Source organism: Oleiagrimonas sp. C23AA, assembly GCF_011759385.1.
GTDB lineage: Bacteria > Pseudomonadota > Gammaproteobacteria > Xanthomonadales > Rhodanobacteraceae > Oleiagrimonas.
On record NZ_JAARLY010000002.1, the window covers coordinates 299,916 to 322,314 of the forward strand.

A 22,399-nucleotide genomic window follows, 5' to 3' on the forward strand; every position below is an offset into this window, starting at 1 on the left:
GGCTGCGCTTCAGGCGGCGGCGTCGGCCAGCGCCTGGCAAAGCTGCACGTAGCCTTGCGGTGGCACGGTTTCGGCGCGGGCCTTGGGGTCGATCCCCGCCGCCTGGATCTGTTCAGCCGTGGCCAGCTGGCGCAATGCATTGGAGAGCGTCTTGCGCCGTTGCGCGAACGCGGCCTTGACCACGCGTTCCAGCAGCGCGGTATCGGTCTGTGGGCGTTCAGCCGGCGGCCTTGGCACCATGCGCACCACCGCCGAGTCAACCTTCGGAGGTGGCCGGAACGCGCCGGGCGGCACCACGAACAGCGGCTCGACCCGACACACCAATTGCAGCATCACGCTGAGTCGGCCGTAGGTCTTGCTACCGGGCTCGGCCGCCATGCGATCGACCACTTCCTTTTGCAGCATGAAGTGCATGTCGGCGATGGCGTCCAGGTGCTCGACGCAGTGGAACAGGATCGGGCTGGAGATGTAATAGGGCAGGTTGCCGGCGATGCGCAGTTTGCCACCCGCAGCCATGGCGGTGAGGTCCACCTTCAATACATCGGACTGCACGATGCTCAGTTCGCCGACTTCGGCTGCGGCTGCGGTAAGGCGTGGCAGCAGGTCGGTATCGAGCTCGATCGCCGTCATGCGGCGAGCGACCTTGAGCAGCGGCAGCGTGAGCGCGCCCTCGCCGGGGCCGATCTCGACCACGCAATCCTCGTCGCGTGGCGCGATGGCGGCGACGATGCGGTCGATGTAGCGGCGCTCATGCAGAAAATGCTGGCCGAAATGTTTCTTGGGTCGGGCGTTCATGCGTGTGTCTGCGGCTGGGCCAGGCGCAAGGCCAGGTGCGCGGCGGCGATCAGGCTGGAGGCATCGGCGCGACCGCTGCCGGCCAGGTCCAGAGCGGTGCCGTGGTCGACCGAGGTGCGCACGAAAGGCAGCCCGAGGGTGATATTGACGGTGCGATCGAAGGCTTCGGACTTGAGCACCGGCAGCGCCTGATCGTGATACATGGCAAGCACCGCGTCGTAGCGCGAACGCATGCCCGGCACGAAGGCGGTATCGGCCGGCAGCGGTCCGAGCAACTGCATGCCTTGGGCGCGCAGCGCCTCCAGGGTGGGCGTGATGACGCGAATTTCCTCATCGCCCAGGTGACCGCCTTCACCGGCATGCGGGTTGAGTCCCAGCACGGCGATGCGTGGTGCGGCAAGCGCGAAGCGTTCGACGAGTGCGGTATGCAAGGTGCCCAGCACCCGCTCAAGGCGTTCCCGGGTAACGGCCGAGGGCACCGCCGAGAGTGGCATGTGGGTAGTGGCCAGCGCCACGCGAAGTTCGTCGCTGGCCAGCATCATCACCACATCGCAGCCGGCGCGCTGGGCAAAAAACTCGGTATGGCCGGAAAACGGTTCGCCGGCATCGTTGATCACCGATTTTTGTACTGGCGCGGTGACCACGGCGGCGTATTCGCCATCCAGGCAGCCATCGGCGGCGCGGCTCAGGGTGGCCAGCACGTGGAAGGCGTTGCGTGGATCGAGCTTGCCCGGAGTTTCCTCGGCGCGCAGCGGCACCGGGTGCACGTGCAACATGCCTGGCGCGCGCATCTGTCGCGACGTGCCATCATCGATCTGGATATCCAGGGAAAGACCGCACCGCGCGGCGGCGCGGTGCAGCAGATCGGGATCGCTGATGGCGATCAGGTCGGCGGCCAGAGGTGTATGCGCCAGCCGCGCGACCAGTTCCGGGCCGACACCTGCCGGATCGCCGGCAGTGACGGCCAGCCGCGGCAGGGCCGCGGCGCGACTCACGAGCTGGCCTTGTCGCTATCTGAGGGCTCGCGCAGCGACGGCACCAGAATGTGCACGTACGAGGTTGAGCGCAGGTTGCGCAGGAAGTCCTCGTAGGCCTGCTCGGCCTTGCGGTTGGTGATCGCCGCACGCGCCTGCTGGCGCTGCACTTCGTCGGTGCGGTCGGCCTTGCGCGTGCCCAGGCGCTGAAGGATGTGCCAGCCACCTTGGGTATGGAACGGCTGTGATACCTGGTTGTCGTTCAGCGACTTCAGCTTGACGGCCACAGCGGTGCCCCAGGCGTCGACCGGGAACCAGCCCATGTCGCCACCGATGTTCGCGGTGGTGTCATCGTCGGAGTCCTTCTTGGCCAGCTTGGCAAAGTCGGCGTGCTTGTCGACGATTTGGTGGTAGATCTTCTCGGCCTTGGCCTTGGCCTGCGCATCGGTCAGCAGGGCCGACGGCTGGATCATGATCTGGCGCGCGTGATACTCAGTGATCATCTTGCGCTCGGGCTGGCGGCGCGCGATCAGCTTCAGGATGTGGAAGGCGTTGGGGCCGCGCATGGGCGGGGTAACCTCGCCGCCATGCATTTTCTTGACCACGTCGGTGAACGCCGGCGGCAGCGCATCCAGACGGCGCCAACCCAGGTCACCACCATCCAGCGCGTCTTGGGCATCGGAGTAGCGGATCGCCGCGGCGTTGAAATCCATGCCGCCGTGAATGGCCTGCTCGGCCTGCTTGGCTTTGGCCGCAGCCTGCTGGATCTGCTGAGCGCTGGCGCCGCTCGGGATCGAGATCTGGATGTGGGCCAGATGCACTTCGCCGGCCTTGAAAGCGGGGCTGTTGAGCAGGTTGTTGATCTCGGCGTCGGTAACCTGCACCTGGTCGTGCACCACGCCCTGACGCAGGCGCTGCACCATGATCTGGTCGGCCAGCTGGCGCTGGAAGGCGCCAAAGCTCATGCCCTGGCTCTGGATGGCCTGGCGCAGCTGGTCGATCGACATGTGATTCTGGCGCGCCACATTCTGCGCCGCCTGGCTTACTTCCTGGTCGGACACGTGCACGCCGTTCTGCTCGGCGCGCTGCACCTGCAGACGCATCAGCACCAGACGCTCAAGTACCTGGCGGCGCAGCACGTTGTCCGGTGGCAGCTTCTGAGGGTCGCTGGCGTACTGCTGCTTGACTTGCGCCACGGCCTGGTCAAGTTCGCTCTGCAGCACTATGCCGTCTTCGACCACGGCGACGATGCGGTCCAGGCGCTGTGAGCCGCCCGATTGATTGGCAGGGCCGGACAGCAACTGGGCGCGGGCGTACGGGGCGGCCAGCAAGGCCAGCGTAAGGAGAACAAAGGCGGAAATCTGCTTCATCGGGACACAACCTGATGGGCGCGCGAAGCACGCGTGCTCGGGCGGATTTGTGGATCCGGCGCGGCGGCAATGCCGCCGGTCGGCCATAAAGATGTCAGTGCAGACCGGTGCACGAAGGGCGGCCACACCACGGGTGAGGCCGCGCGGCCAACGTGGGCCTTACTGATAGCCAAGGATAGCATGGCGCAGGAAGTCCTCGGTCTGTGGATTGAATGAGCCCAGACCCTTGAACTGGATCTGCAGCATGATGGCGTTGTTGGTGTCACCCTGCTCGTCGTCCACGTAATGGCGGCCGACTAGTTGCACGGCCACGCAACAGCTGTCGTACTCGATGCCGGCCAGCGCCTCGATGGTTTTCGGGGCGCCGCGCTTGAAGGTGGTCTGGTCACGCAGTGAGACATTCCAGCGTCCCAGCAAGCGCCAGCGATCGGACAAGGGATAGACCGCAGAGACATCGAACTGTTCCATGAACTGGTCACGGTACCGGTACGAGAAGTTGACGATGCCGTTGGCGCCGAGGCGACGCTGGAAGCCGACCGTACCGACATCGGTCTGACGATTATTCGGATCCCACTGGTAGCTGCTGGTCAGGCGCCATTTGTCGGTGAGATTGAGGGTGCCCTGGGCGACGTAGGCCGAGCCGGAGTAATCGGTCTCGGCACCATAGGCCTGCACCCGTTGCGGTGTGAAATAGCGGATCTGGCCAAAACTGACCGAGGCGCGTTCCACACCACCGTCATCGAGAAGTCGGGAGGTCACCGCCGCCGTGAGGTTATTGGCGTTCATCTGACGGTCGGCGCCGGAGAAGCGGTTGGTGGTGAAAAGCTGCCAGTAATCGAACGTCATCTCGCGTGTATCGAACAACGGCTGGTTGCTCTGGTCGCGGTACGGCACATACAGGTAGTAGAGGCGCGGTTCCAGGGTCTGCGTGTAGTGATGGCCGAACAGGTCGGCATCACGTTCGAAGATCAGACCGCTGTCGACGTCGACGATGGGCACCGAGCGGGTCGGGTTTTTTTCGGTGTAACCGTATTTCTGATAGCCATCGAGCAGTTGGTAGCCGGTAAAGCGATAACCGACTTCCGGACGCACATACCAGGCGGCGCCCTGGAACGGCATGGCCAGCTTGGGATAAATGTCCAGCCGGTTGCCCTCCACCGCATCGTTCTTGCGGAACGCGACCGCCTCGTTGGTCATCGAGAACTGCAGGCGTTCGTCGATGGGGATGTTCAGATTGAACGTGGCTCGTGGCCAGCGCTTGTACTGCAACCCGGAGTCGGTCAGGCGTTGGTCGATGCTCTCGTAGCGGTCCGCGCCGAACGAGGCACTCCACCACTGGCCCGAGCCGCGTAGGTAGGCATCCGAATGCAGCACGCTGGACGAACTGCGCACCAGGTCATTACTGAAGTCACGGAAAAAATAGCGGTCCGAAACATGACGAATGTGCGTGGTGAAGGACCAGCGCCCCGGTAGGCGAGTGTAGTCCTGATAATTGATGAAGTAGCGATTGGCACCATTGTCCAGGTCGTTGCGCACGTTGCCATGGTGGTCGGTATGGGCGTGCTGGTCGCTGGGCAGGTAGCTGAAATCCAGAATGCCGTGGCTGCCCTGGGTCAGATAGCGGAACTCGCCACTGGCCATGGTGCCGCGCTGGCTATAGAGCTGCGGCGTGATGGTGGCGTCGTAGTTCGGTGCCAGGTTCAGATAATACGGCAGCGACAACATGTACCCGGCGTTGGACGAGTGTCCGATCATCGGGAACAAAAATCCGCTCTTGCGCCGGTCGTCCACCGGAAAGGTGAAATAGGGCAGGTACATGAACGGCACGCCCTTATAGCGCATCACCGCCGAGTGGGCCTTGCCCACCCCCGATACCTTGTCGATGACGATGCTCTTGGCGTCGAATTCCCAGACGCGGTCGTCCGGGTCGCAGGTGGAATAGGTGGCGTAGTGGTAATTGCTGTGCTGCTTGTCGATCAGCGTGGCGGTCTTGGCCTTGCCGTTGCCGCGTGAGCTCAGCAGCTGATAGTTCACATCATCGGCCACGCCGTGCTCGGGCGTGGTGGTGCCGCGCATGTGCGAGGCCGACATCAGCAGCCCCGACTCCTGGTAGCGCACATTACCCTTGGCGTCATAGGCCGTGGTGCGGTCGTTGTAGGTGACATCGTCGGCGCGCAGCAGCTGGTCGTAGCGTTGCAGTCGCACGCGGCCACTGAGGTGATAGACCTGGCGGTCCGAGGCGTTGGCATGCACCGCGTGGACATCGGTGAGCGCGGTTTCGCGGCCCAGCGTGTCGCGGGGAAGTCCGGGCTGATAAAACGACAGCAGCGCATTGGGCCGGCACATGGCATAGCTGACCGGTCGCGGTGGACAGATGAAGGTGCCCAGCGGGCAGGCCTGGCCGGCGGGCGCGGCATCATCGCTGGGCGCGTGGTGCTTTTTGGCCTGCGCTGTCGGCGGCGCGCCGGCGCATGCGGCCAGCGCGATGGCCAAGGCCAGCGGGCGCAATCCTGGCAGGGGGCGTGAACGGGTCGGCACGGCCCGTGTCTCCTACATGTCGTAAAGCTCGCTAAGCTATCAGAAACGCTGCGCCACGGGCAGCAGGCAGAGTCTGAACGAAATCGGATCAGGCCATCAATTCGCCGACGTGGGCGGCCACCCCGGCGCGCAGTGCATCCAGGTGATAGCCACCTTCCAGCGCCGACACCAGTCGTCCACGGGCGTGCGCATCGGCCAGTTGCAGCAGGCGATGGGTGATCCAGGCGTAGTCCTCGCTTTCCAGTTCCAGATCGGCCAGTGGATCCAGACGGTGACCATCGAAACCGGCCGAAACCAGCACCAGCTGCGGCTTGAAGCTGTAAAGGCGCGGCAACAGACGTTCTTCCCACAGTTCGCGGAAGGCCTGCGAGCCCGATCGCGGGGGCAGGGTGGCATTGATGATATGACCGCCGCAGGGTTGGTCCTCTTCGCCGGTGCCGGGATACAGCGGCGCCTGATGACTGGAGGCATACATCACCCGCGCATCCTCGGCGAAGATGTCCTGACTGCCATTGCCGTGGTGCACATCAAAATCGACGATGGCCACGCGCTTGAGCCGATGCACCGCCATGGCGTGCGCCGCGCCTACGGCAATGCTGTTGAACAGGCAAAAACCCATGGCGCGGTCAGGCGTGGCGTGGTGCCCCGGCGGGCGCACGGCGCAGAAGGCATGGCTGGTTTCGCCGGCCAGTACGGCATCGACGGCCGCACATACCGCGCCGGCCGCGCGACGGGCGGCCGCGACCGAGCCGGGGCTCATCACGGTGTCCTCGTCCAGCCGGAAGGTTCCTGCATCGGGCTCGCTGCCGAGAATGCGCTGGATGTAGTCGGGCGCATGTACGCGCTCCAGCTGCTCGATTTCCGCCAGCGGCGCCTCGACGCGGTCGAGCGCGGCGAAACGGTCGTGATCGAGCGCTTCGAGCACCGCCCGCAGTCGCGCCGGCACCTCGGCGTGGCCGGCGCCCGGATCGTGGCGCAGGCAGTCGGCGTGGGTGTACAGGCGCGTCAGCATGGGGTCAACCGCGGCTGCGACGGGCCTTCTGCCACAGCACTTCGCCGTGGCCGGCGCGGCGTGCCAGCACACGTGCCAGCACGAACAGCAGGTCCGAAAGCCGGTTCAGATACTGGCCGATTTGCGGACGCACCTGCGCTTCGCGGCCCAGCGCCACCACTTCGCGTTCGGCGCGGCGGCATACGGTGCGAGCCAGGTGACAGGTCGAAGCGGCCATGCCACCGGCCGGCAGGATGAAGTCCTTCAGCGCTGGCAGCTTGGCATTGAAACCGTCCAGTACCTCTTCCAACTTGGTGACGTCGGCATCGTCGATCAGCGCCATGCCCGGTACACACAGCTCACCACCCAGATCGAACAGGTCGTGCTGTATCTGCACCAGGGCTTCGGTGACATCGTCGCCCAGGCCGTCGCAGGACAGCACCATGCCGATCACGCTGTTGAGCTCGTCAGTGGTGCCATAGGCGGCCACGCGCGGCGAGTCCTTGGGCACGCGCGAGCCATCGCCCAGCCCGGTGCTGCCGTCGTCGCCGGTGCGTGTGTAGATCTTGGAGAGGCGATGGCCCATGGCGGCTTAGTGCGCGTCGCGGTGATGAGGTTGCGGCAGTGCGCGCACCAGCTGCACCACAGCGGTGTGCAGCACGGCGCCGATGGCGCTGTAGATGGCGGCGGTGCGCAGGTACGGCAGGTACCAGTCGGCGAAGTTGCCGATCCAGCCACCGAGGCTGCGTGCCGGCACGTTGGCGCTCAGCCAATAGAAGCTGCCTTGCGCCACGAAGTGGCACACGGTTACCGCGCCCAAAAGGCACAGCGCGATGGTGCCCAGGCTGTGCAGATTGGTGCCGGTGTACAGGCGGTGTGCCAGCGAGCCGCCGGCCCACAGCGCGCCGTAGGCGGCAATCAGGAACCAGTAAGCGGCCGAGACGCAGTAGGCGTCGAAGAAGTTGATGCCCTGATGGGTGATGACGATGAAGTCGATCAGCACCGCTTCGGCCATCAACAGCGGGAAGGCCCAGCGGGCCGAGCCACGCAGGTAGAAGCCAGCGGCGAAGAACACCGCCCAGGAAGCATCGGGCAACGCACCGAAGTGGTTGATGCGGGTGGCGGCCATGACAAGGGCCAGTACGGCAAACAGGCCGACGCGCTGCGTCTGCGTCAGATTCATGGGGCGTTACTCCGGAAACGTCTTTGGGATTCGGTCAAGCACCCATTCTAACGGATGCATCGGTGCTGTCGCCTGCGCAGTGCAGCATACGCACTGCGGTTATCATGGCAGCCATGAGTGAACGCACCGATATTCTCATTGTGGGCGGTGGCCTGGTCGGCGCCAGCCTGGCGATCGCGCTGGATCAGGCCGGCTGCGATGCGACGCTGGTAGAGGCCAGTGCGCCGCGTGCCGGTGCCCAGCCCAGCTATGACGAGCGCAATCTGGCCTTGGCCCGCGCCACCGTCAATGGTCTGCGTGCGATCGGCGTGTGGCCGCATGCGGCTTCGCGTGCGACCGCCATCAAACACATTCACGTCAGTCGTGCCGGAGAGTTCGGCGCCGCACGCATCGATGCGGCTGAAGCCGGTGTCGATGCCGTGGGTTGGACGTTGCCGGCACGCGAGCTGGGTGCGGCCTTGCTGGCGCGGCTGGATGAAACCACGCGTCTGAAGCGTCTGGCGCCCGCGTCAGTCAAGTCGCTGCAGCCGGTGGCCGATGGCTGGCAGGTGCGGATCGAGGCCGACGGCCAGGTCCGTGATATCCACACCCGGTTGCTGGTCGGGGCCGACGGCACGCACTCGATGGTGCGCCAGAGCGTAGGCATTCAGGCTGAGACCTACGATTATGGCCAGCACCTTTTCGTCTGCACGGTGACGCCACAGCGGGCACCGGACGGGCGCGCGTTCGAGCGCTTCAGCGATCAGGGGCCGGTGGCGCTGTTGCCGCTGGCGGCCGGTAGCGCCGGGCTGGTGTTGACGGTGCCGGAAGATCAAGCCGAGACCGTCGCGGCGCTGGATGATGCCGGCTATCTGGACCTGGCGCAGCAGCGCTTTGGCTGGCGCCTTGGCGCGCTGACACGGCCGGGCAAGCGCTTTGGCTATCCGATTCAACGGGTGGCATCCACGCGCCTGACCGGCTCGCGCGCGGTGCTGGTGGGTAACGCCGCGCAAACGGTGCATCCGATCGGCGCCCAGGGCTTCAACCTGGGCCTGCGAGATGCACTGACGCTGGCCGAGAAGGTCGCCGGTACGGACGATCCGGGCGCATCGGCGCTGCTGGCCGCCTACGCCGAACAGCGTGCGCCTGATCGCGAAGGCGTCATGGCCATGTCGCACGGTCTGGTGCGGTTGGCCTGTCTGGATGAGCCGATGCTGGCGCCGCTGCGTTCGGCGGCCTTGCTGGCTTACGACCGGTTTACACCGCTGCGGCAGCTGATGGCCCGTCGCGGCATGGGCTTTCGCGGCCGGCCGCCACGTCAGGTGCTGGAGGTGACGCCATGAGTGGCGCGATGGAACGTCCGCGTCGGCGCCGTGCCGATGCACTGGATGTGGTGGTAGCCGGCGGTGGCATGGCCGGTGCCGCCACCGCGCTGTCACTGGCGCGTGAAGGCTTTGCTGTCGCGCTGGTCGAGGCGCGGCAACCGCGGCCCTGGGGGCCACAAGACGAGCTTGATCTGCGCGTGGTCGCGCTGGCGCCATCCTCGGCCCATCTGCTGTCGCGGTTGGGGGTGTGGGATGCGCTGACCGACGCGCGAGCCAGTGGCTATTCGGGCATGCACGTGTGGGATGCCGAAAGCGGCGCTTCGCTAAGCTTCGATGCCGCCGAGCGCGGTCAGTCGGCGCTCGGCTGGATTGTCGAGAACCGCTTGGTGCAGCACGTGCTCTGGCAGGCGCTGGAGGCCGCCGGCGTGCGTGTCGAATGCCCGCAAACGGTGACCACGTTCCAGGCGCGCGAGCACGACATGGCCGTGACCCTGGACGATGAGCGCGTGCTGTCCACGCAACTGTTGGTAGCCGCCGACGGCGCCGCCTCGCCCTTGCGCGACATGGCTGGCATCGAGGTGCGCGGCCGTGGCTATGCGCAGCGCGCGGTGGTGGCGCATGTGACTACCGAGCGTGAGCATCAGGCTACCGCCTGGCAGCGCTTCCTGCCGGGCGGGCCGATTGCACTGCTGCCACTGGCCGACGGGCGCAGCTCCATTGTCTGGTCGATGCCCGAGGCCGATGCCGAGGCGGTGCTGGCGTTGGACGATCAGGCGTTCTGTGATGCAGTGGGCGTTGCCAGCGATTTTCGGCTGGGCCGGGTCACTGCCACCTCAGCGCGCGCGGCGTTCCCGCTGCGCCTGCAATTGGCGCGCAGCTATCAGGCCGAGCGCATGGTGTTGCTGGGTGATGCCGCGCATGTGGTGCATCCGCTGGCCGGGCAGGGCGTGAACCTGGGGCTTCGCGATGTGGCCGAGTTGCGCGACGTGCTGGTGCAAGCGCGTGACGCGGGGCGCGACATCGCCGCCGAGCACGTGCTGCGGCGTTACGCACGGCGCCGGCGCAGTGCCGATACGCTCGACGCGCTGTCATTTGATGCCCTGTCGCGCGCGTTCGCCCACAGCGCCGCGCCGTGGGTGGGTTTGCGTGGCATGGGCGTGCGCCTGCTCGACCGTGCCGGCCCGTTCAAGCGCCTGCTGGCCAGTCACGCCGCCGGGCGTTGAGGTGACGATAAGCCGGGTCTGATTGACCCGGCTGCGGCTTATTTCTCGCGATAGCGCTCGTGGCAGGCTTTGCAGGCCTTGGCGGTATCCATGAAGGCTTTCTTGGACGCCGCCTCATCGCCGCGTTCGGCCACCTGTGCCATATGCGCCGACGTCGTCTCGAAGTCGCTCATCTTCTGCTTGAAGTCGTCAAAGTGACTCCAGATACCCGGCTTGGCATCGGTCTTGGCGCCCTTGTCCGACCCGGCCGGAAAGCCTTCCAGCAGCTGCTGGCTATAAAAGGCAATGCGCTTGGCGCGCTTGCTGAACTCGGCCTGGTTCCAGGCCTGCTTGCCACGCACCATGTCGAGCATGGGGTGAAAGTTCCAGCCGATGGCGTGATAGATGCCCTGACGGTATTCGATGGCCCGCGTCGATTGACTGGCCGCCAGTGCCGCCGCACTGACCGCAAACCCAGTGGCGGCCACAAACCCCAATACAAGCAAATGACGTCGCATGATGCTCTCCCCGATGGATGGCTTGGAGTGTAGCAACCGTTTGATTGCGCGCGGCAAGGGGGCGCTGGTGGAGGTCGCGGCGCTACTGGAAAAGTGGGCGGGCAATATGCGGGGGTGCGTCCTTTTGCAGTTGGGTCAGGCACTGTGCATGCGGAACAAGCTGAGACGATGGTGTTTCGGCAAGCCCTGCGAGTTATTCCATATATCGGTGCCTTCAGAACGTGCGTTCGACCGCGTAGTCGGCCAACGCCGCCAGGGCCTGGCGCTGCGGGGAGTCGGCCAGGGCCAGCAGGGCTTCGTGGGCGCGTTGGGCGTGGGCCTGTGCGGCGCCGCTGGTGCGTTCCAGGGCACCGCTTTCGCGGATCGCGGCAAGAATGGTGTCCATGTGCTCCAGGCCGCCGTGTTCGATGGCCTGGCGGATGGCGGCCGACTGGTCCGGGGAAGCCTTTTCCAGTGCGAAGATCAGCGGCAGGGTCGGCTTGCCCTCGGCCAGATCGTCGCCGATGTTCTTGCCCAACGTGTCGGCGTCGGAGATGTAATCGAGCAGGTCATCGGCGATCTGGAAGGCGTAGCCCAGCTCCATGCCGTAGGTGCGCAGTGCCTTGACCTGATCGTCCGGCAGGCCACCGAGTACGCCGCCCAGCTCGGTGGCGGCGGCAAACAGCACCGCGGTCTTGCGCTCGATGGTTTGTAGATAGGTCTGCTCGTTGACGTCGGCATTGCCGATATTGAGCAGCTGCATCACTTCACCTGCGGCAATGGTGTTGGTGGTGTCGGCGAGGATGCGCATGATCGGCATCTGGTCCAGTTCCACCATCAGCTGGAACGCGCGCGAGTAAAGAAAATCGCCGACCAGCACGCTGGCGGCATTGCCCCAGACCGCGTTGGCGGTGCTGCGACCACGGCGCAGGTCTGATTCGTCGACCACGTCATCGTGCAGCAGTGTGGAGGTGTGGATGAACTCGATCACCGCCGCCAGCTTGGCGTGATCCTCGCCCCGGTAGCCGGCCGCGCGCGCGGCCAGCACGTGCAGCATCGGGCGCAGGCGCTTGCCGCCACCGCCGATGATGTGTTCGGCAATCTGGTTGATCAGCACCACGTCCGAGGACAGGCGGTGACGGATCAGCGCATCCACCGCGGCCATGTCGTTCGCCGCCAGCTCACGCACGGCGGCAAAATCGAAGGGATGGGCGGCGTCAGCGGGGACGGACATGGGCACGTTCTTTCTTGGTGGGACAAAGCGCCATTATAGCTGCGACGGCCTGTCGCGAGGCGTATTCACCCTTGGGTCTTATAATGGCCGATTGTTCTTGCAGTTAACGGTGGCCAAGCAACGTGAGCAAGCTAAGCACACTCGAACGACGCAGTGCCCTGACGCTGGCCTGCGTGATCAGTCTCAGGCTGTTCGGTCTGTTTCTCATTCTTCCCGTGTTCTCGGTGTATGCGCAGCATATGCCGGGCTCGACACCGTTCATGATCGGCCTGGCCATGGGCATCTACGGCATTGGCCAGATCCTGTTGCAGATCCCGCTTGGGATGCTGTCCGACCGCATCGGCCGCAAGCCAGCCATCACGCTGGGTTTGATCGTGTTCGCCGTCGGCGGCCTGGTGGCGGCCATGTCGCACACTCTGACCGGCATTGTGATTGGCCGCGCCTTGCAGGGCATGGGGGCGGTTTCCGGGGCCGGCACCGCGCTGGCGGCTGATCTTTCGCGCGATGAAAATCGCGGCAAGATGATGGGTATCATCGGCGTTTCCATCGGCCTGGCGTTTCTGTTGGCGCTGATTCTGGGGCCGGCGCTGGAGTCGGTCGGTGGCCTGCCGGGGCTTTTTGGCGCCACCTCTGTGCTGGCGCTGATGTCGCTGGTACTGCTGTGGATCATCGTGCCGACGCCTGATCACGCCAAGGCGCCGGCCAGCGCCGGCGTGGGCGAAATCATGCATGTGCTGCGTGACGGCCGCCTGATGGTGATGAACGGTTCGGTGTTCTTCCTGCACGCGCTGCTTACGGCCTGCTTCGTGTCATTGCCGTTGTTGCTGGAGAAGCGCATGCACCTGCCGGTAGCCCGGCACTGGGAGCTGTACCTGCCGGTGATGATCGTGGCCGCGTTCGTGATGGGCGCGGTGCTGCCGCGCGCCAAGGAAATCGCACAGGGCATGCGAGTGATCCTTGCATGTGTGGTGGCGCTGGGACTGGCGCTGCTGGGCCTGGCAGTGGCTGGCGGGCAATGGGCGGTGGTGGCTATCGCTGCGGCGCTGTTCTTCTCGGCCTTCAATCTGCTGGAAGCGACCCTGCCCAGCCTGGTATCGCGCCTGGCGCCGAAGGCGCACCGCGGCGGCGCGCTGGGGGCCTATTCGACCAGCCAGTTCTTCGGCGCCTTTGTCGGCGGTGTGGTCGGTGGTTGGGCACTGGGTGCCCTGGGCGTGGCTGGCGTGTTTGGTTGCGCCGCGGCCCTCACGCTGATCTGGGCGCCGTTGGTGGCCTGGGGCACGCGGCGCATCGTGGCCAGTCAGGCGTGAGGTGACCTGCCCCATCGGTTCGCGAAGAAGCCGGCAGCATGCCGGCTTCTTCACGCCTGAGCTCTCACAGTGTCACGGGTGGCGCTGCTCGCCATTGGCCAGCAGATCGCGTACCCGCCAGATGGAAAGCTCGCCCAGCAGGTAGGGCTGACGATAGAGCGGTGTGGCGCTGTAGCGGAAATGGCGGTCGCTGGAAATCACCCAGCCGTCCGGATGTGCCCGCATCCAGGCATCAAGTGCGCCATGGCCCTGTACAAAAGGTACCGGGTGCTGCAGTTTGCCGGCGAAGTCGTACATGCCGTCATGGTCGCCTGCGCTCATCACCGGGATGTGATGGGCCTGCGCATAGGCCAGCTGCTGCGCGGCAGGCGTGATGTCGAAGCGCTCACCACCGGCCTGTACAGCCGCAACGCGGGTGAACAGCAAAGCCAGGGCCATGGCCACGGCGACCCAGGCCGTAGGCAAGGGGCGCGGGCGGCGCCACGCCAGCGCCACGCCAAGCAGTGCCGAGGCGACACCCCAAAGCGCAGGCGCCATGGTGGTATCGGGCAGTCGTACCCGATACACCAGCACTGCGGTCAGCACACCAAGCAGTGCCAGTACCGCTCCCGCCCGTGCCGGACTCAGGCGCCAGCGTTGTTCGGCCGTGGCCACACCGGCCAGCAGGGCCAGTGCAGGCAACAACGGAAGCAGATAATGCGGCTGCTTGCCGCTGATCAGGCTGAAGGCGACAAAGGCCGGCACGAAGGCCGCCAGCCCGAATCGCTTGAGTCGCTGGCGGTCGTCGCTGGCGACCTGTAGCGAGGGCGTGGTGCGGGTGCGGGCCATGCATGCGACCCAGGGCAGTATCAGCACTGGAAGCAACGGCAGATACCACCATATGGGGCGTCGATGCGCGAAGCTGTCGGCAACCCGACCCACGGTCTGGCGAAGGAATATGGCGTTTTCGTAGGCGGCGCCACCGGCGTGCGCCGCCGGCAGGGCCCAGGACAGGGCGAGCGCGGCACCGGCGATCAATGCGATGAGCAACGCGCCCAGCCAGGCCAGCCATTGCGCGCGCGCATGGCCGGACCACCAGGGTGCCAGTGCCAACGGCAGTCCGCCGACCAGCAGTGCCACAGGTCCCTTGGCCAGGATGCCCAGCCCAAGCGACAACGCGATCACCACGATGCCGAGCAAGCGCCGCCGCGCACCGCGGTCGCCAGTCAGGTCGATACCACCCAGCCACATGCCGAGAGAACAGGCCGTCAGCAGGCCATCGAACATGATGGTGCTGGAGAAGGCGATCACCGCCAGCGAGCCCACCCACAGCCAGGCTGCCTCGCTTTTCACCTTGGGTGAGCCGCCAAGGCGGCTCACCAGGGCACGCAGTAGCAGCACGCCCAGGCCCGTCACCGCCACGTTCAGCGCGCGCGCGGCCCAGGCGTGCACGCCGGTCAGTGTCCAGAAGAGGTTGATCAGCCAGAACAGCAGGGGTGGCTTGTCCGGATACGGATGGCCGTTCAGAAACGGCACCAGCCACTGTCCGCTCTCGCGCATATGCCAGGCCACGCCGATATAACGTGTCTCGTCGATCGGCACCGGAGCCATCAGAAAGGCGGGAATCAGCAGCAGCGCGCCAGCCAGCCAGGGCAGCACACGCGACCATGGTTCCGGATTGCGTTCAGGGGTTGGCGAGTGGACGTGAGGCATGAAAGGTCGCAATTCGGGATTGGGGACAAGCATCGGCGACGGTGCTTATGGACCGCTTAGCCGACGCGCGCGTGCGCAGAGGGACTACATAGCGGCCCGCACCCAGGCTGGCAAGTCACTGTGGTGCGCGTGGTATTATCGGCCGTCAATTGACGCAATTTAGTTTCGAGGGTATTCCATGGCTCGCGGCATCAACAAAGTCATTCTGGTCGGTAACCTGGGCGCCGATCCGGAAACCCGCTACACCGCCAGCGGCACGGCCATTACCACCCTGCGTCTGGCCACCTCCGAGCAGTGGCGCGACAAGCAGTCCGGTGAGCGCCAGGAGCGCACCGAGTGGCATCGCGTGAAGCTGTTCGGCAAGCTGGCCGAGATTTCCGGTGAATACCTCAAGAAAGGCCGTCAGGTGTACATCGAAGGCAGCCTGCGCACCGACAAGTACACCGGCCAAGACGGCGTCGAGCGCTACAGCACCGACATCATCGCCAACGAGATGCAGATGCTCGGTGGTGGAGAAATGGGCGGCGCTGGCGGTGGCGGCCCGCGCCCGCAGCAGCGCGGCGGCGGCTACGGTCAGGATGCCGGCTACGGCGGCGGCGGTGGCTACAACCAGAACCAGGGTGGCGGTTACGGCGGCGGTCAGCCGCGCCAGGCGCCGCCACAGCAGCGCGGCCCGGCCCAGCCGCCGGCGCAGGAGCCGGGTGGCTACAACGGCCCGGACAATAATTTCGATGACGACGACATCCCGTTCTAAGCTCAGGGATGTCCGTTTATCGCTCAAGAAAAAGGCCCGCTGTGTGCGGGCCTTTTTCTTTGGTGAGTGGGTGAACCAGCCTACGCGGCGCTTTGTTCCGGGGCGTTGAGCAAGTCCTCGATGCGCACCGGCAAGTCACGCACGCGCACGCCGGTGGCGTGGTACACCGCGCTGGTTACCGCCGCGGCAAAGCCGGCCAGGCCGATTTCACCGATACCGCGCGCGCCCAGCGCGTTGAGCGCGTAGTCGGGGTAATCCAGGAAGGTGACATCGATCTCGGGTGTGTCGGCATGCGAGGCGACCAGGTAATCGGCCAGGTTCGAGTTGATCGGCGCGCCGTTGCGCGAGTCGTACTCGGTGTCCTCGAGCATCGCCATGCCAAGACCCATGACGATGGCACCCTCAATCTGGTTGCGCCCGGTGCGAGTGTTGATCACGCGGCCGCCATCGATCACGGTGACCACACGGCGCACGCGCAGGCGGGCAATATCCGGCTGCCAGCCGATCTCGACAAAGTGCGCACCGTAGGAGTGGATGGAGAGCTTCTTCTCCTTGGGATCGTCGCCACTGCCCTTGGACTGGCCCTTGCCACTGACGTGATCGACGCGCGCATCGGCGAGGATCTTGCCGAAAGGCACACCATCGTCGGGCGCCTGATCCTTGCGGTGCACGCGGCCCTCGCTCAGGGTCAGCTGGTCGGCCGATACCCCAGCGAAGTGACCGCCGCTGCCGGTGGCCGTATGCAACAGCTGAGAGATCGCCGCGCGGGTGGCCTCGTCGGTGGCCGGCACCATGGAACCGGTGACCATCGAGCCGCCGGACAGCGGCCCCGGGGGCAGCGTGGATTCGCCCAGTTTCACCTCGATACGGTCCAGGCCGATGCCGGTCAGCTGCGCCACCATCTGTGCGATGACGGTGTAGGTGCCGGTGCCGATATCCTGCGTGGCGCTGGCCACATGCGCGCTGCCATCGGCGTTGAGCTGCACGCTGATCTGTGCCGGCAAGCGCTGCGCCATCCACGAGCAGGCGGCCACGCCCCAGCCGAGCACGGTATCGCCGTCGCGCATCGAGCCGACCTTGGCCTGGCGCTTGTCCCAGCCGAATTTTTCCGCCCCGGTGGTCAGGCATTCGACCAAGTGGCGCGAGGAGAACGGATGGCCGTTGGTCTCATCGACCTTGGGCTCGTTCTTGATGCGCAGTTGCACCGGGTCCATGTCCAGCGCCACGGCCAGTTCGTCCATCGCCGATTCCACCGCATAAAGGCCCGGCACGGCGCCGGGTCCGCGCATGGCGGTGGGATAGCCGACATCGCGCCGCGCATAGCCGGCGGTCACACGGAGATTGGGTGTGCTGTACAGAAAGCCGGTGGCCTCGCCGCAGTTTTCCTTGTAGTCACCCTCGCGCGAGCGCGTCCACAGGTAATCCTGTTGCAGCGACAGCAGCTTGCCGTCGTGGCTGGCGCCAAGGCGCATGCGTTGCTGGGTGTTGGTGCGATGACCAACGCTTTCGAACATCATCTTGCGCGACACCACCAGCTTGATGGGCCGCTCCAGGTTGCGCGCCGCGGCCGCGGCCAGCAGCGCGTGCGGCCACGGCCACAGCTTGCCGCCGAAGCCCGAGCCCAGGTAGTGCATGATGATCTTCACCTGTTCCTGCGGCACACCCAGCATGGCCGCCATCACCTTGCGGTGATTCATGGTCGACTGCGTGGTTTCGTACAGGGTGAAGTGGCCGTTGTCGTACACGGCGACACTGGCGTGCAGCTCGATCGGATTGTGGGTTTCCGGCGGCGAGCGGTAGGTGTGGTCCACCTTCACCGGGGCCGAGGCGAAGGCCGACTCCGGATCGCCGCGCTCGGTATCGACATCCGGCTTTTCGGCGGCGGCGAGCTGGGTCGACACGTCCGGCGTGTCTTCCTGATAGCTCACCTTGACGTGGCGTGCCGCGTCGGTGGCCTGCTCGAAGGTGTCGGCCACCACCAGTGCCACGTACTGGCCCCAGTAATGAATGGTGTCATCGGATAGCGGCGGACGCTTTTCATCGATGGTGCCGTCGCCCTTGCCGGGGCGATGCAGCGGGCCGATGTTGTGGCGGGTGTAGACCACATGTACGCCAGGCATGCGCTCGGCTTTGGCGGTATCCATGCCGGTGATGCGGCCGCTGGCAATGGTGGCGCACACCGGCACGGCATACAGTAGTCCGGGGAAATTGAAATCGGACGAATACACGGCGCGGCCGCTGCATTTGAGCGGGCCGTCGATGCGTGAGAAGTCGCCGCCGATGTAGGAAGCTGGTGATTTGCCCATGGGAATCTCCTCTCGCGCGCGGCGTCAGGCCGCCGCAGCGGTGGAAAGTGCCTTGGTCAGGCCGCGCCGCGCCAGTTCGATTTTGAAGCCGTTCTGGCTGTAGGGCTTGGCGCCGGCCAGGGCGGCTTCGGCCGCGGCATGAAAGTGGTCGGCATCGGCCGGTTGGCCAAGCAATGCCTTTTCCGCCTCGTGCGAGCGCCACGGGCGCGTGCCGACGCCACCCAGCGCCACACGCGCATGGCGCACCGTGCCGTTATCGACGCCCAGCACCACCGCAGCCGATGCCAGTGCAAATTCATACGAGGCACGATCGCGCAGTTTCAGGTAGTGCGAGCGCACGCCGCGGGTGGGAGGTGGCAGGATGGCGTGGGTGATCAGCTCGCCCGGCTTGAGCACGTTCTCGCGCTGGGGCGTGTCACCCGGCTCCAGGAAAAAGTCCTCGATCGGCACCTGGCGCTCGCCGTGCGGGCCATGGATGACGATTTTCGCCTCCAGTGCCGTCATCGCCACATTCATGTCCGACGGGTTGGTGGCAATGCAGTGTTCGCTGGTGCCCAGCACCGCCATCATGCGGTTGGCGCCGCCGATGGCGCCGCAACCGGAGCCCGGTTCACGCTTGTTGCAGGGCATGGCGGTGTCGCGGAAATACATGCAGCGCGTGCGTTGCAGCAGGTTGCCGCCGGTCGTGGCCATGTTGCGAAGCTGGCCCGAGGCGCCCGACAGCAGCGCTTCGGAAAGCACGGTGTAATGGGCTTTCACCTTGGGGTGGTTGGCCAGGTCCGAATTGCGCACCAGGGCGCCGATCTTCAATCCGCCATCGGCCGTTTCTTCCACCTCGCCCAGCGGCAGATGGTTGATGTCGATGACGCGCGCCGGCGTTTCAACATCCAGCTTCATCAGGTCCAGCAAGGTGGTGCCGCCGGCCACGTAGCGAATCTGCGCGCCTTGCTGGGCGGTCTGTGTCTGGGCTGCGGCGGCCACGGCCTGTTCCACGGAAGCGGCGCGGATGTAATGGAATGGTTGCATCGGCTTTAGCCCTCCCGTACCTGCTTGATGGCGCCCAGGATGTTCTTGTAGGCGCCGCAGCGGCAGATGTTGCCGCTCATCGCTTCGCGCACGTCATCGTCGCTGCGGCCCCAGGGTTCGTCCAGCATGGCTACCGCCGACATGATCTGGCCGGAAGTGCAGTAGCCGCACTGATAGCCGTCGTGGTCGACGAAGGCCTGCTGCATCGGATGCAGCTGGCCGGGCTTGCCCAGCCCCTCGACCGTGGTGATGGTGTCGCCCTCGTGCATCACCGCCAGGCTGAGGCACGAGTTCACGCGGCGCCCGTTCACATGCACCGTGCAGGCGCCGCACTGGCCGTGGTCGCAACCCTTCTTGGTGCCGGTCAGGCCGACATGCTCGCGCAGCACATCCAGCAGCGTGGTGCGCGGGTCGATCTCCAGCCGGTGCGGCTTGCCGTTGATGGTGAGCGTGGTGCGCACCTTGCTGCCGCCATCTGGACGCGTCGGCGGCCCGTCGGCGGAGGCGCCCGGTCCGCTATCGGCCGCATAGGCCAGTGAGGAAACGGAGGCAGCGGCGGCACCGCTGGTACCGACAAAGCGCAGAAAATCGCGTCGCGACATGCCGGCGCGGCGCGCGTCGGCGATGGATCGGGAGGCATCGGACATGGCTTCGAACCCTTCGGGACGTGGCGAGTTGAGGCTGGCCCCGAAGTTGAGCCAGCCTACGATGCTTGGTGGTTTACCCTGCCACCTTTAAAGCACGTGCTGTTAATCGTGCGTGATGGTGGCGGGCAGGGCCATCATTCAGGCGGCGCGAATGAGGGCGCCGCCGCCTTGGCGGCGCTGCCCCAGCTTGTATTGGGCTTACCCCCTAGACCATAGTCGAGGCTGCCGCCATGGCGGGCGAACGTCGCCGGCAACCATGGCCGGTCATAGCGTCGACCATTCACCCGGAGCGATTGCACGTAGGGTCGGCCGGCCGGGTTCGGTTGGGCCGTGATGGTGAGCTTGCCACCGGGCCGCTGCACGGTGATGTGCGCAAACAGCGGGCTGCCCAGGATCAGTTCGGCACGGCCGGGAATGGCCGGGTACATGCCCATGGCCGCCCACACGTACCAGGCCGACATCTCACCCAGATCGTCATTGCCGGGAATGCCCGATGGGGTGTCATTCCATAGAATGTTTTCGACGATGCGCACGGCTTTTTGCGTTTTCCACGGCTGCCCTGACCAGGCGTAAAGCCAGGGCGTATCCACCGAGGGTTCGTTGTTGAGCTCGGCGTGCAGCGGACCGGCATGGGTCAGTGCCCATTGGCCGCTCTTGTGGTGAAAGAACGCATCCAGCCGCGCCGTGGCACGCGTTTTTCCGCCCAGCGCATCAAACAGACCGTGCACATCAAACGGCACCATCCACAGGTATTGCGCGGCGCTGCCCTCGGCAAAGCCTTCGCCGCTGTCGGGCGAGAACTTGGGCCAGCTGCCATCGGCGTTGCGATCCTGCAGATAGCCGCCTTGGGCCGTGGCGTTGGGGTTGAAGATGTTGCGCCAGTAGCCGGAGCGCCTCAGGAAGCGTTTCTCGCCGGTGGTGTCGCCGACATCGGCGGCCAACTGGGCCAGCGCAAAATCGGCGGTGGCATCTTCCAGCGTTTCGCCGGCGCCACCCCAGGCCGGCGCATCCTTGGGGATGTAATGCAGCTTCATCCAGGCATCGAGCGAGGGACGCTCGCCAACGCACACGTGATAGCAGCCGGCATCGGAAAGATCATCTGCATTGACGTGGGTGGCGGCGTACTTCAGCGAGCGATAGGCGCCCTGAAGATCGAAATCGCGGGCGCCGAACGCCACCATTTCCGCCAGCGCCGGGGCCGACGGGTCGCCGGACATCACATGTGTGGCGCCCGATTCATGCGTCCAGCGATCCCATTCGCCATGGTTCTGCTTGGCCTGGTTGTACAGCGATTGCGCAATGTCGCTGGCGCGTTTGGGCATCAGCCAGGCCAGCAGGGGAATCTGCGAGCGGTAGACATCCCAGCCGGAGAAATTGGCGTACTGCACTTTCTGCGCGCCGCCGACGGTATGCGTTTTCTGGTCGAAGCCGCGGTACTGGCCGTTGACGTCACTGAACGTGTTCGGCGCCAGCATCACGTGGTAAAGCGCGGTGTAGAAGGTGCGTTGCTGCGCGTGGCTGCCGCCCTTGATCTGGATGCGCGACAAGGCCTGATTCCAGGCCGCGCGCGCGTTCCAAGCAACTGTCGCCAGCGAGGTACCGGCGGGAATCTCGGCGCGCAGGTTGGCCTTGGCATTGGCCAGGCTGACGTAGGAGATGCCCACGCGCACATGCACGTCGGCACCCGGTTTGAAGCTGATCCAGGCACCGGAGCCTTTGCCATTGGGTGGAAACCCTTTCTCGCCATAGCTGGTGCCGCCGTGGGCGGTCAGCGCGTGCGGGTGCAACGTGGCGTCGTGCCATCCGCCATGGCCGGTGAAGGGCTGGTCGAAATGGGCCACAAAATACAGGCGGTAATAGCTGTGCCGGTCCACCTTGGTGTGGAAACCGCAGAAATTGCCGCTGGCCACCCAGCCGTGCACCGTGCGCGTGGCCGGGTCGATGGTCACGGCCGCGTCGCTGGAGCCCGATTCGGAGTCCGAGGTGCGTACCAGCAGATTGGCCGGTTTGCCGGCCGGATAGTCAAATTGGCCCATGCCGCTGCGCAAGGCGGCCGCCAGGTTCACCTGTACGCCATTGGCCAGCGTCACCGCGTAGTGGCCGGCCCGCGCCTGCTCGTGGGTATGGCTGAAATCGCTGGCATAGCGGGTGTCGTGGATGTCGGCCGAAGGCGAGCTGTTGACGGCCACGGTCACCGGCATGAAGGGCACATCGCCGCTGGCGCCGGCGCAGCCGGCACCGGAAAGGTGAGTCAGGCTGAAACCGCGGATGCGGGTGGCGTCATAGGCGTAGCCATCGGGCACGGCGACCCGGTTGTGCTGCCCGCGTGTGGTTTCCGGGCTCCATTGCAACATGCCGAACGGCAAGGTGGCGCCGGGATAGGTGTTGCCGCCGTTGGCGGTGCCTACCAGTGGATTGACCAGATCGGCGGGGTGGCTGGCCGCCATGACCGGCGCGCTGGCCAGCACGCCCATGAGTGAGATGAAAGCGGTCAGTGGCCGTGGCATGCAAGCTCCTTGTCCAATGGCTGCCAGGCAGCCTGCCACGCGCTGCCGGTTGGCTCCGGCCTTGGGGAAAGT

Annotated in this window: 18 protein-coding genes; 4 read left to right on the forward strand and 14 right to left on the reverse strand. The window is 65.6% G+C overall.

Annotation, left to right across the window (positions count from 1 at the left end):
- Window positions 1-9 precede the first annotated feature (9 nt).
- The 7 genes from rsmA to HBF24_RS04405 form a co-directional block, all read right to left on the reverse strand.
- On the reverse strand, window positions 10-795 hold the full coding sequence (gene rsmA, locus HBF24_RS04375) for a 16S rRNA (adenine(1518)-N(6)/adenine(1519)-N(6))-dimethyltransferase RsmA (protein ID WP_167169537.1): 786 nt from the start codon (window positions 793-795) through the stop codon (window positions 10-12).
- Window positions 792-1,790 carry a 4-hydroxythreonine-4-phosphate dehydrogenase PdxA gene (gene pdxA / locus HBF24_RS04380; RefSeq protein WP_343162711.1) on the reverse strand — a complete coding sequence of 333 codons (999 nt, stop codon included), beginning with the start codon at window positions 1,788-1,790 and terminating at the stop codon, window positions 792-794. The genes rsmA and pdxA overlap by 4 nt, the downstream gene beginning before the upstream one ends.
- Window positions 1,787-3,139, reverse strand: a complete 1,353-nt coding sequence (locus HBF24_RS04385) for a peptidylprolyl isomerase (RefSeq protein ID WP_167169540.1) — start codon at window positions 3,137-3,139, stop codon at window positions 1,787-1,789. Before HBF24_RS04385 ends, pdxA begins: the two co-directional genes overlap by 4 nt.
- A gap of 159 nt (window positions 3,140-3,298) precedes the next feature.
- Complete coding sequence (gene lptD, locus HBF24_RS04390; protein ID WP_343162712.1) at window positions 3,299-5,677, reverse strand: LPS assembly protein LptD; 2,379 nt, start codon at window positions 5,675-5,677, stop codon at window positions 3,299-3,301.
- An 88-nt stretch (window positions 5,678-5,765) separates the two neighbouring features.
- Complete coding sequence (locus HBF24_RS04395; RefSeq protein WP_167170065.1) at window positions 5,766-6,686, reverse strand: histone deacetylase family protein; 921 nt, start codon at window positions 6,684-6,686, stop codon at window positions 5,766-5,768.
- A 7-nt stretch (window positions 6,687-6,693) separates the two neighbouring features.
- The gene (locus HBF24_RS04400) at window positions 6,694-7,254 is read right to left on the reverse strand and encodes a cob(I)yrinic acid a,c-diamide adenosyltransferase (RefSeq protein WP_167169542.1); all 561 of its coding nucleotides are present in this window, start codon (window positions 7,252-7,254) and stop codon (window positions 6,694-6,696) included.
- A 6-nt stretch (window positions 7,255-7,260) separates the two neighbouring features.
- Entirely contained in the window at window positions 7,261-7,851 is a 591-nt protein-coding gene (locus HBF24_RS04405) for a hypothetical protein (RefSeq protein ID WP_167169545.1), read from the reverse strand.
- 113 nt (window positions 7,852-7,964) lie between these two features.
- On the opposite strand from HBF24_RS04405, the gene ubiH reads away from it, so the two are divergent.
- A complete protein-coding gene (gene ubiH, locus HBF24_RS04410; protein ID WP_167169548.1) occupies window positions 7,965-9,173 on the forward strand; it encodes a 2-octaprenyl-6-methoxyphenyl hydroxylase in 1,209 nt (402 codons plus the stop codon).
- Complete coding sequence (locus HBF24_RS04415) at window positions 9,170-10,378, forward strand: UbiH/UbiF/VisC/COQ6 family ubiquinone biosynthesis hydroxylase (protein ID WP_167169551.1); 1,209 nt, start codon at window positions 9,170-9,172, stop codon at window positions 10,376-10,378. Before ubiH ends, HBF24_RS04415 begins: the two co-directional genes overlap by 4 nt.
- Before the next feature lie 38 nt (window positions 10,379-10,416).
- Here HBF24_RS04415 and HBF24_RS04420 read toward each other — a convergent pair whose 3' ends face one another.
- Window positions 10,417-10,875 (reverse strand): cytochrome c, encoded by a 459-nt coding sequence (locus HBF24_RS04420; RefSeq protein ID WP_167169554.1) that lies wholly within the window; start codon window positions 10,873-10,875, stop codon window positions 10,417-10,419.
- Window positions 10,876-11,089: 214 nt separating this feature from the next.
- A complete protein-coding gene (locus tag HBF24_RS04425) occupies window positions 11,090-12,088 on the reverse strand; it encodes a polyprenyl synthetase family protein (protein WP_167169556.1) in 999 nt (332 codons plus the stop codon).
- A gap of 122 nt (window positions 12,089-12,210) precedes the next feature.
- Here HBF24_RS04425 and HBF24_RS04430 point away from each other — a divergent pair, with 122 nt between their 5' ends.
- The gene (locus tag HBF24_RS04430; protein WP_167169559.1) at window positions 12,211-13,395 is read left to right on the forward strand and encodes an MFS transporter; all 1,185 of its coding nucleotides are present in this window, start codon (window positions 12,211-12,213) and stop codon (window positions 13,393-13,395) included.
- A 72-nt stretch (window positions 13,396-13,467) separates the two neighbouring features.
- On the opposite strand, the gene HBF24_RS04435 is transcribed toward HBF24_RS04430, so the two are convergent.
- Window positions 13,468-15,087 (reverse strand): glycosyltransferase family 39 protein, encoded by a 1,620-nt coding sequence (locus tag HBF24_RS04435; protein ID WP_167169562.1) that lies wholly within the window; start codon window positions 15,085-15,087, stop codon window positions 13,468-13,470.
- A 178-nt stretch (window positions 15,088-15,265) separates the two neighbouring features.
- Between HBF24_RS04435 and ssb the strand changes: the two genes are divergently transcribed.
- Window positions 15,266-15,841, forward strand: coding sequence for a single-stranded DNA-binding protein (ssb, locus tag HBF24_RS04440; protein WP_167169565.1), 576 nt, complete (start codon window positions 15,266-15,268; stop codon window positions 15,839-15,841).
- An 80-nt stretch (window positions 15,842-15,921) separates the two neighbouring features.
- Here the strand turns inward: ssb and HBF24_RS04445 are convergent, their stop codons facing one another.
- From HBF24_RS04445 to HBF24_RS04460, 4 genes are all read right to left on the reverse strand, one after another.
- On the reverse strand, window positions 15,922-18,147 hold the full coding sequence (locus HBF24_RS04445; RefSeq protein ID WP_167169568.1) for a xanthine dehydrogenase family protein molybdopterin-binding subunit: 2,226 nt from the start codon (window positions 18,145-18,147) through the stop codon (window positions 15,922-15,924).
- A gap of 24 nt (window positions 18,148-18,171) precedes the next feature.
- Window positions 18,172-19,173: a xanthine dehydrogenase family protein subunit M gene (locus HBF24_RS04450; RefSeq protein ID WP_167169571.1), complete on the reverse strand. Its 1,002-nt coding sequence runs from the start codon at window positions 19,171-19,173 to the stop codon at window positions 18,172-18,174.
- Window positions 19,174-19,178: 5 nt separating this feature from the next.
- Window positions 19,179-19,775, reverse strand: a complete 597-nt coding sequence (locus tag HBF24_RS04455; protein WP_206064200.1) for a 2Fe-2S iron-sulfur cluster-binding protein — start codon at window positions 19,773-19,775, stop codon at window positions 19,179-19,181.
- 179 nt (window positions 19,776-19,954) lie between these two features.
- Window positions 19,955-22,327: a GH92 family glycosyl hydrolase gene (locus HBF24_RS04460; protein WP_167169576.1), complete on the reverse strand. Its 2,373-nt coding sequence runs from the start codon at window positions 22,325-22,327 to the stop codon at window positions 19,955-19,957.
- Between the last annotated feature and the right edge of the window lie 72 nt (window positions 22,328-22,399).

What these genes read in the sequence shown, in the direction of transcription:
- rsmA (WP_167169537.1), bottom strand. Translation starts at nt 795, where the DNA reads ATGAACGCCCGACCCAAGAAACATTTCGGCCAGCATTTTCTGCATGAG.
- HBF24_RS04385 (WP_167169540.1), bottom strand. Translation starts at nt 3,139, where the DNA reads ATGAAGCAGATTTCCGCCTTTGTTCTCCTTACGCTGGCCTTGCTGGCC.
- HBF24_RS04400 (WP_167169542.1), bottom strand. Translation starts at nt 7,254, where the DNA reads ATGGGCCATCGCCTCTCCAAGATCTACACACGCACCGGCGACGACGGC.
- HBF24_RS04405 (WP_167169545.1), bottom strand. Translation starts at nt 7,851, where the DNA reads ATGAATCTGACGCAGACGCAGCGCGTCGGCCTGTTTGCCGTACTGGCC.
- ubiH (WP_167169548.1), top strand. Translation starts at nt 7,965, where the DNA reads ATGAGTGAACGCACCGATATTCTCATTGTGGGCGGTGGCCTGGTCGGC.
- HBF24_RS04415 (WP_167169551.1), top strand. Translation starts at nt 9,170, where the DNA reads ATGAGTGGCGCGATGGAACGTCCGCGTCGGCGCCGTGCCGATGCACTG.
- HBF24_RS04420 (WP_167169554.1), bottom strand. Translation starts at nt 10,875, where the DNA reads ATGCGACGTCATTTGCTTGTATTGGGGTTTGTGGCCGCCACTGGGTTT.
- HBF24_RS04425 (WP_167169556.1), bottom strand. Translation starts at nt 12,088, where the DNA reads ATGTCCGTCCCCGCTGACGCCGCCCATCCCTTCGATTTTGCCGCCGTG.
- HBF24_RS04435 (WP_167169562.1), bottom strand. Translation starts at nt 15,087, where the DNA reads ATGCCTCACGTCCACTCGCCAACCCCTGAACGCAATCCGGAACCATGG.
- ssb (WP_167169565.1), top strand. Translation starts at nt 15,266, where the DNA reads ATGGCTCGCGGCATCAACAAAGTCATTCTGGTCGGTAACCTGGGCGCC.
- HBF24_RS04445 (WP_167169568.1), bottom strand. Translation starts at nt 18,147, where the DNA reads ATGGGCAAATCACCAGCTTCCTACATCGGCGGCGACTTCTCACGCATC.
- HBF24_RS04450 (WP_167169571.1), bottom strand. Translation starts at nt 19,173, where the DNA reads ATGCAACCATTCCATTACATCCGCGCCGCTTCCGTGGAACAGGCCGTG.
- HBF24_RS04455 (WP_206064200.1), bottom strand. Translation starts at nt 19,775, where the DNA reads ATGTCGCGACGCGATTTTCTGCGCTTTGTCGGTACCAGCGGTGCCGCC.
- HBF24_RS04460 (WP_167169576.1), bottom strand. Translation starts at nt 22,327, where the DNA reads ATGCCACGGCCACTGACCGCTTTCATCTCACTCATGGGCGTGCTGGCC.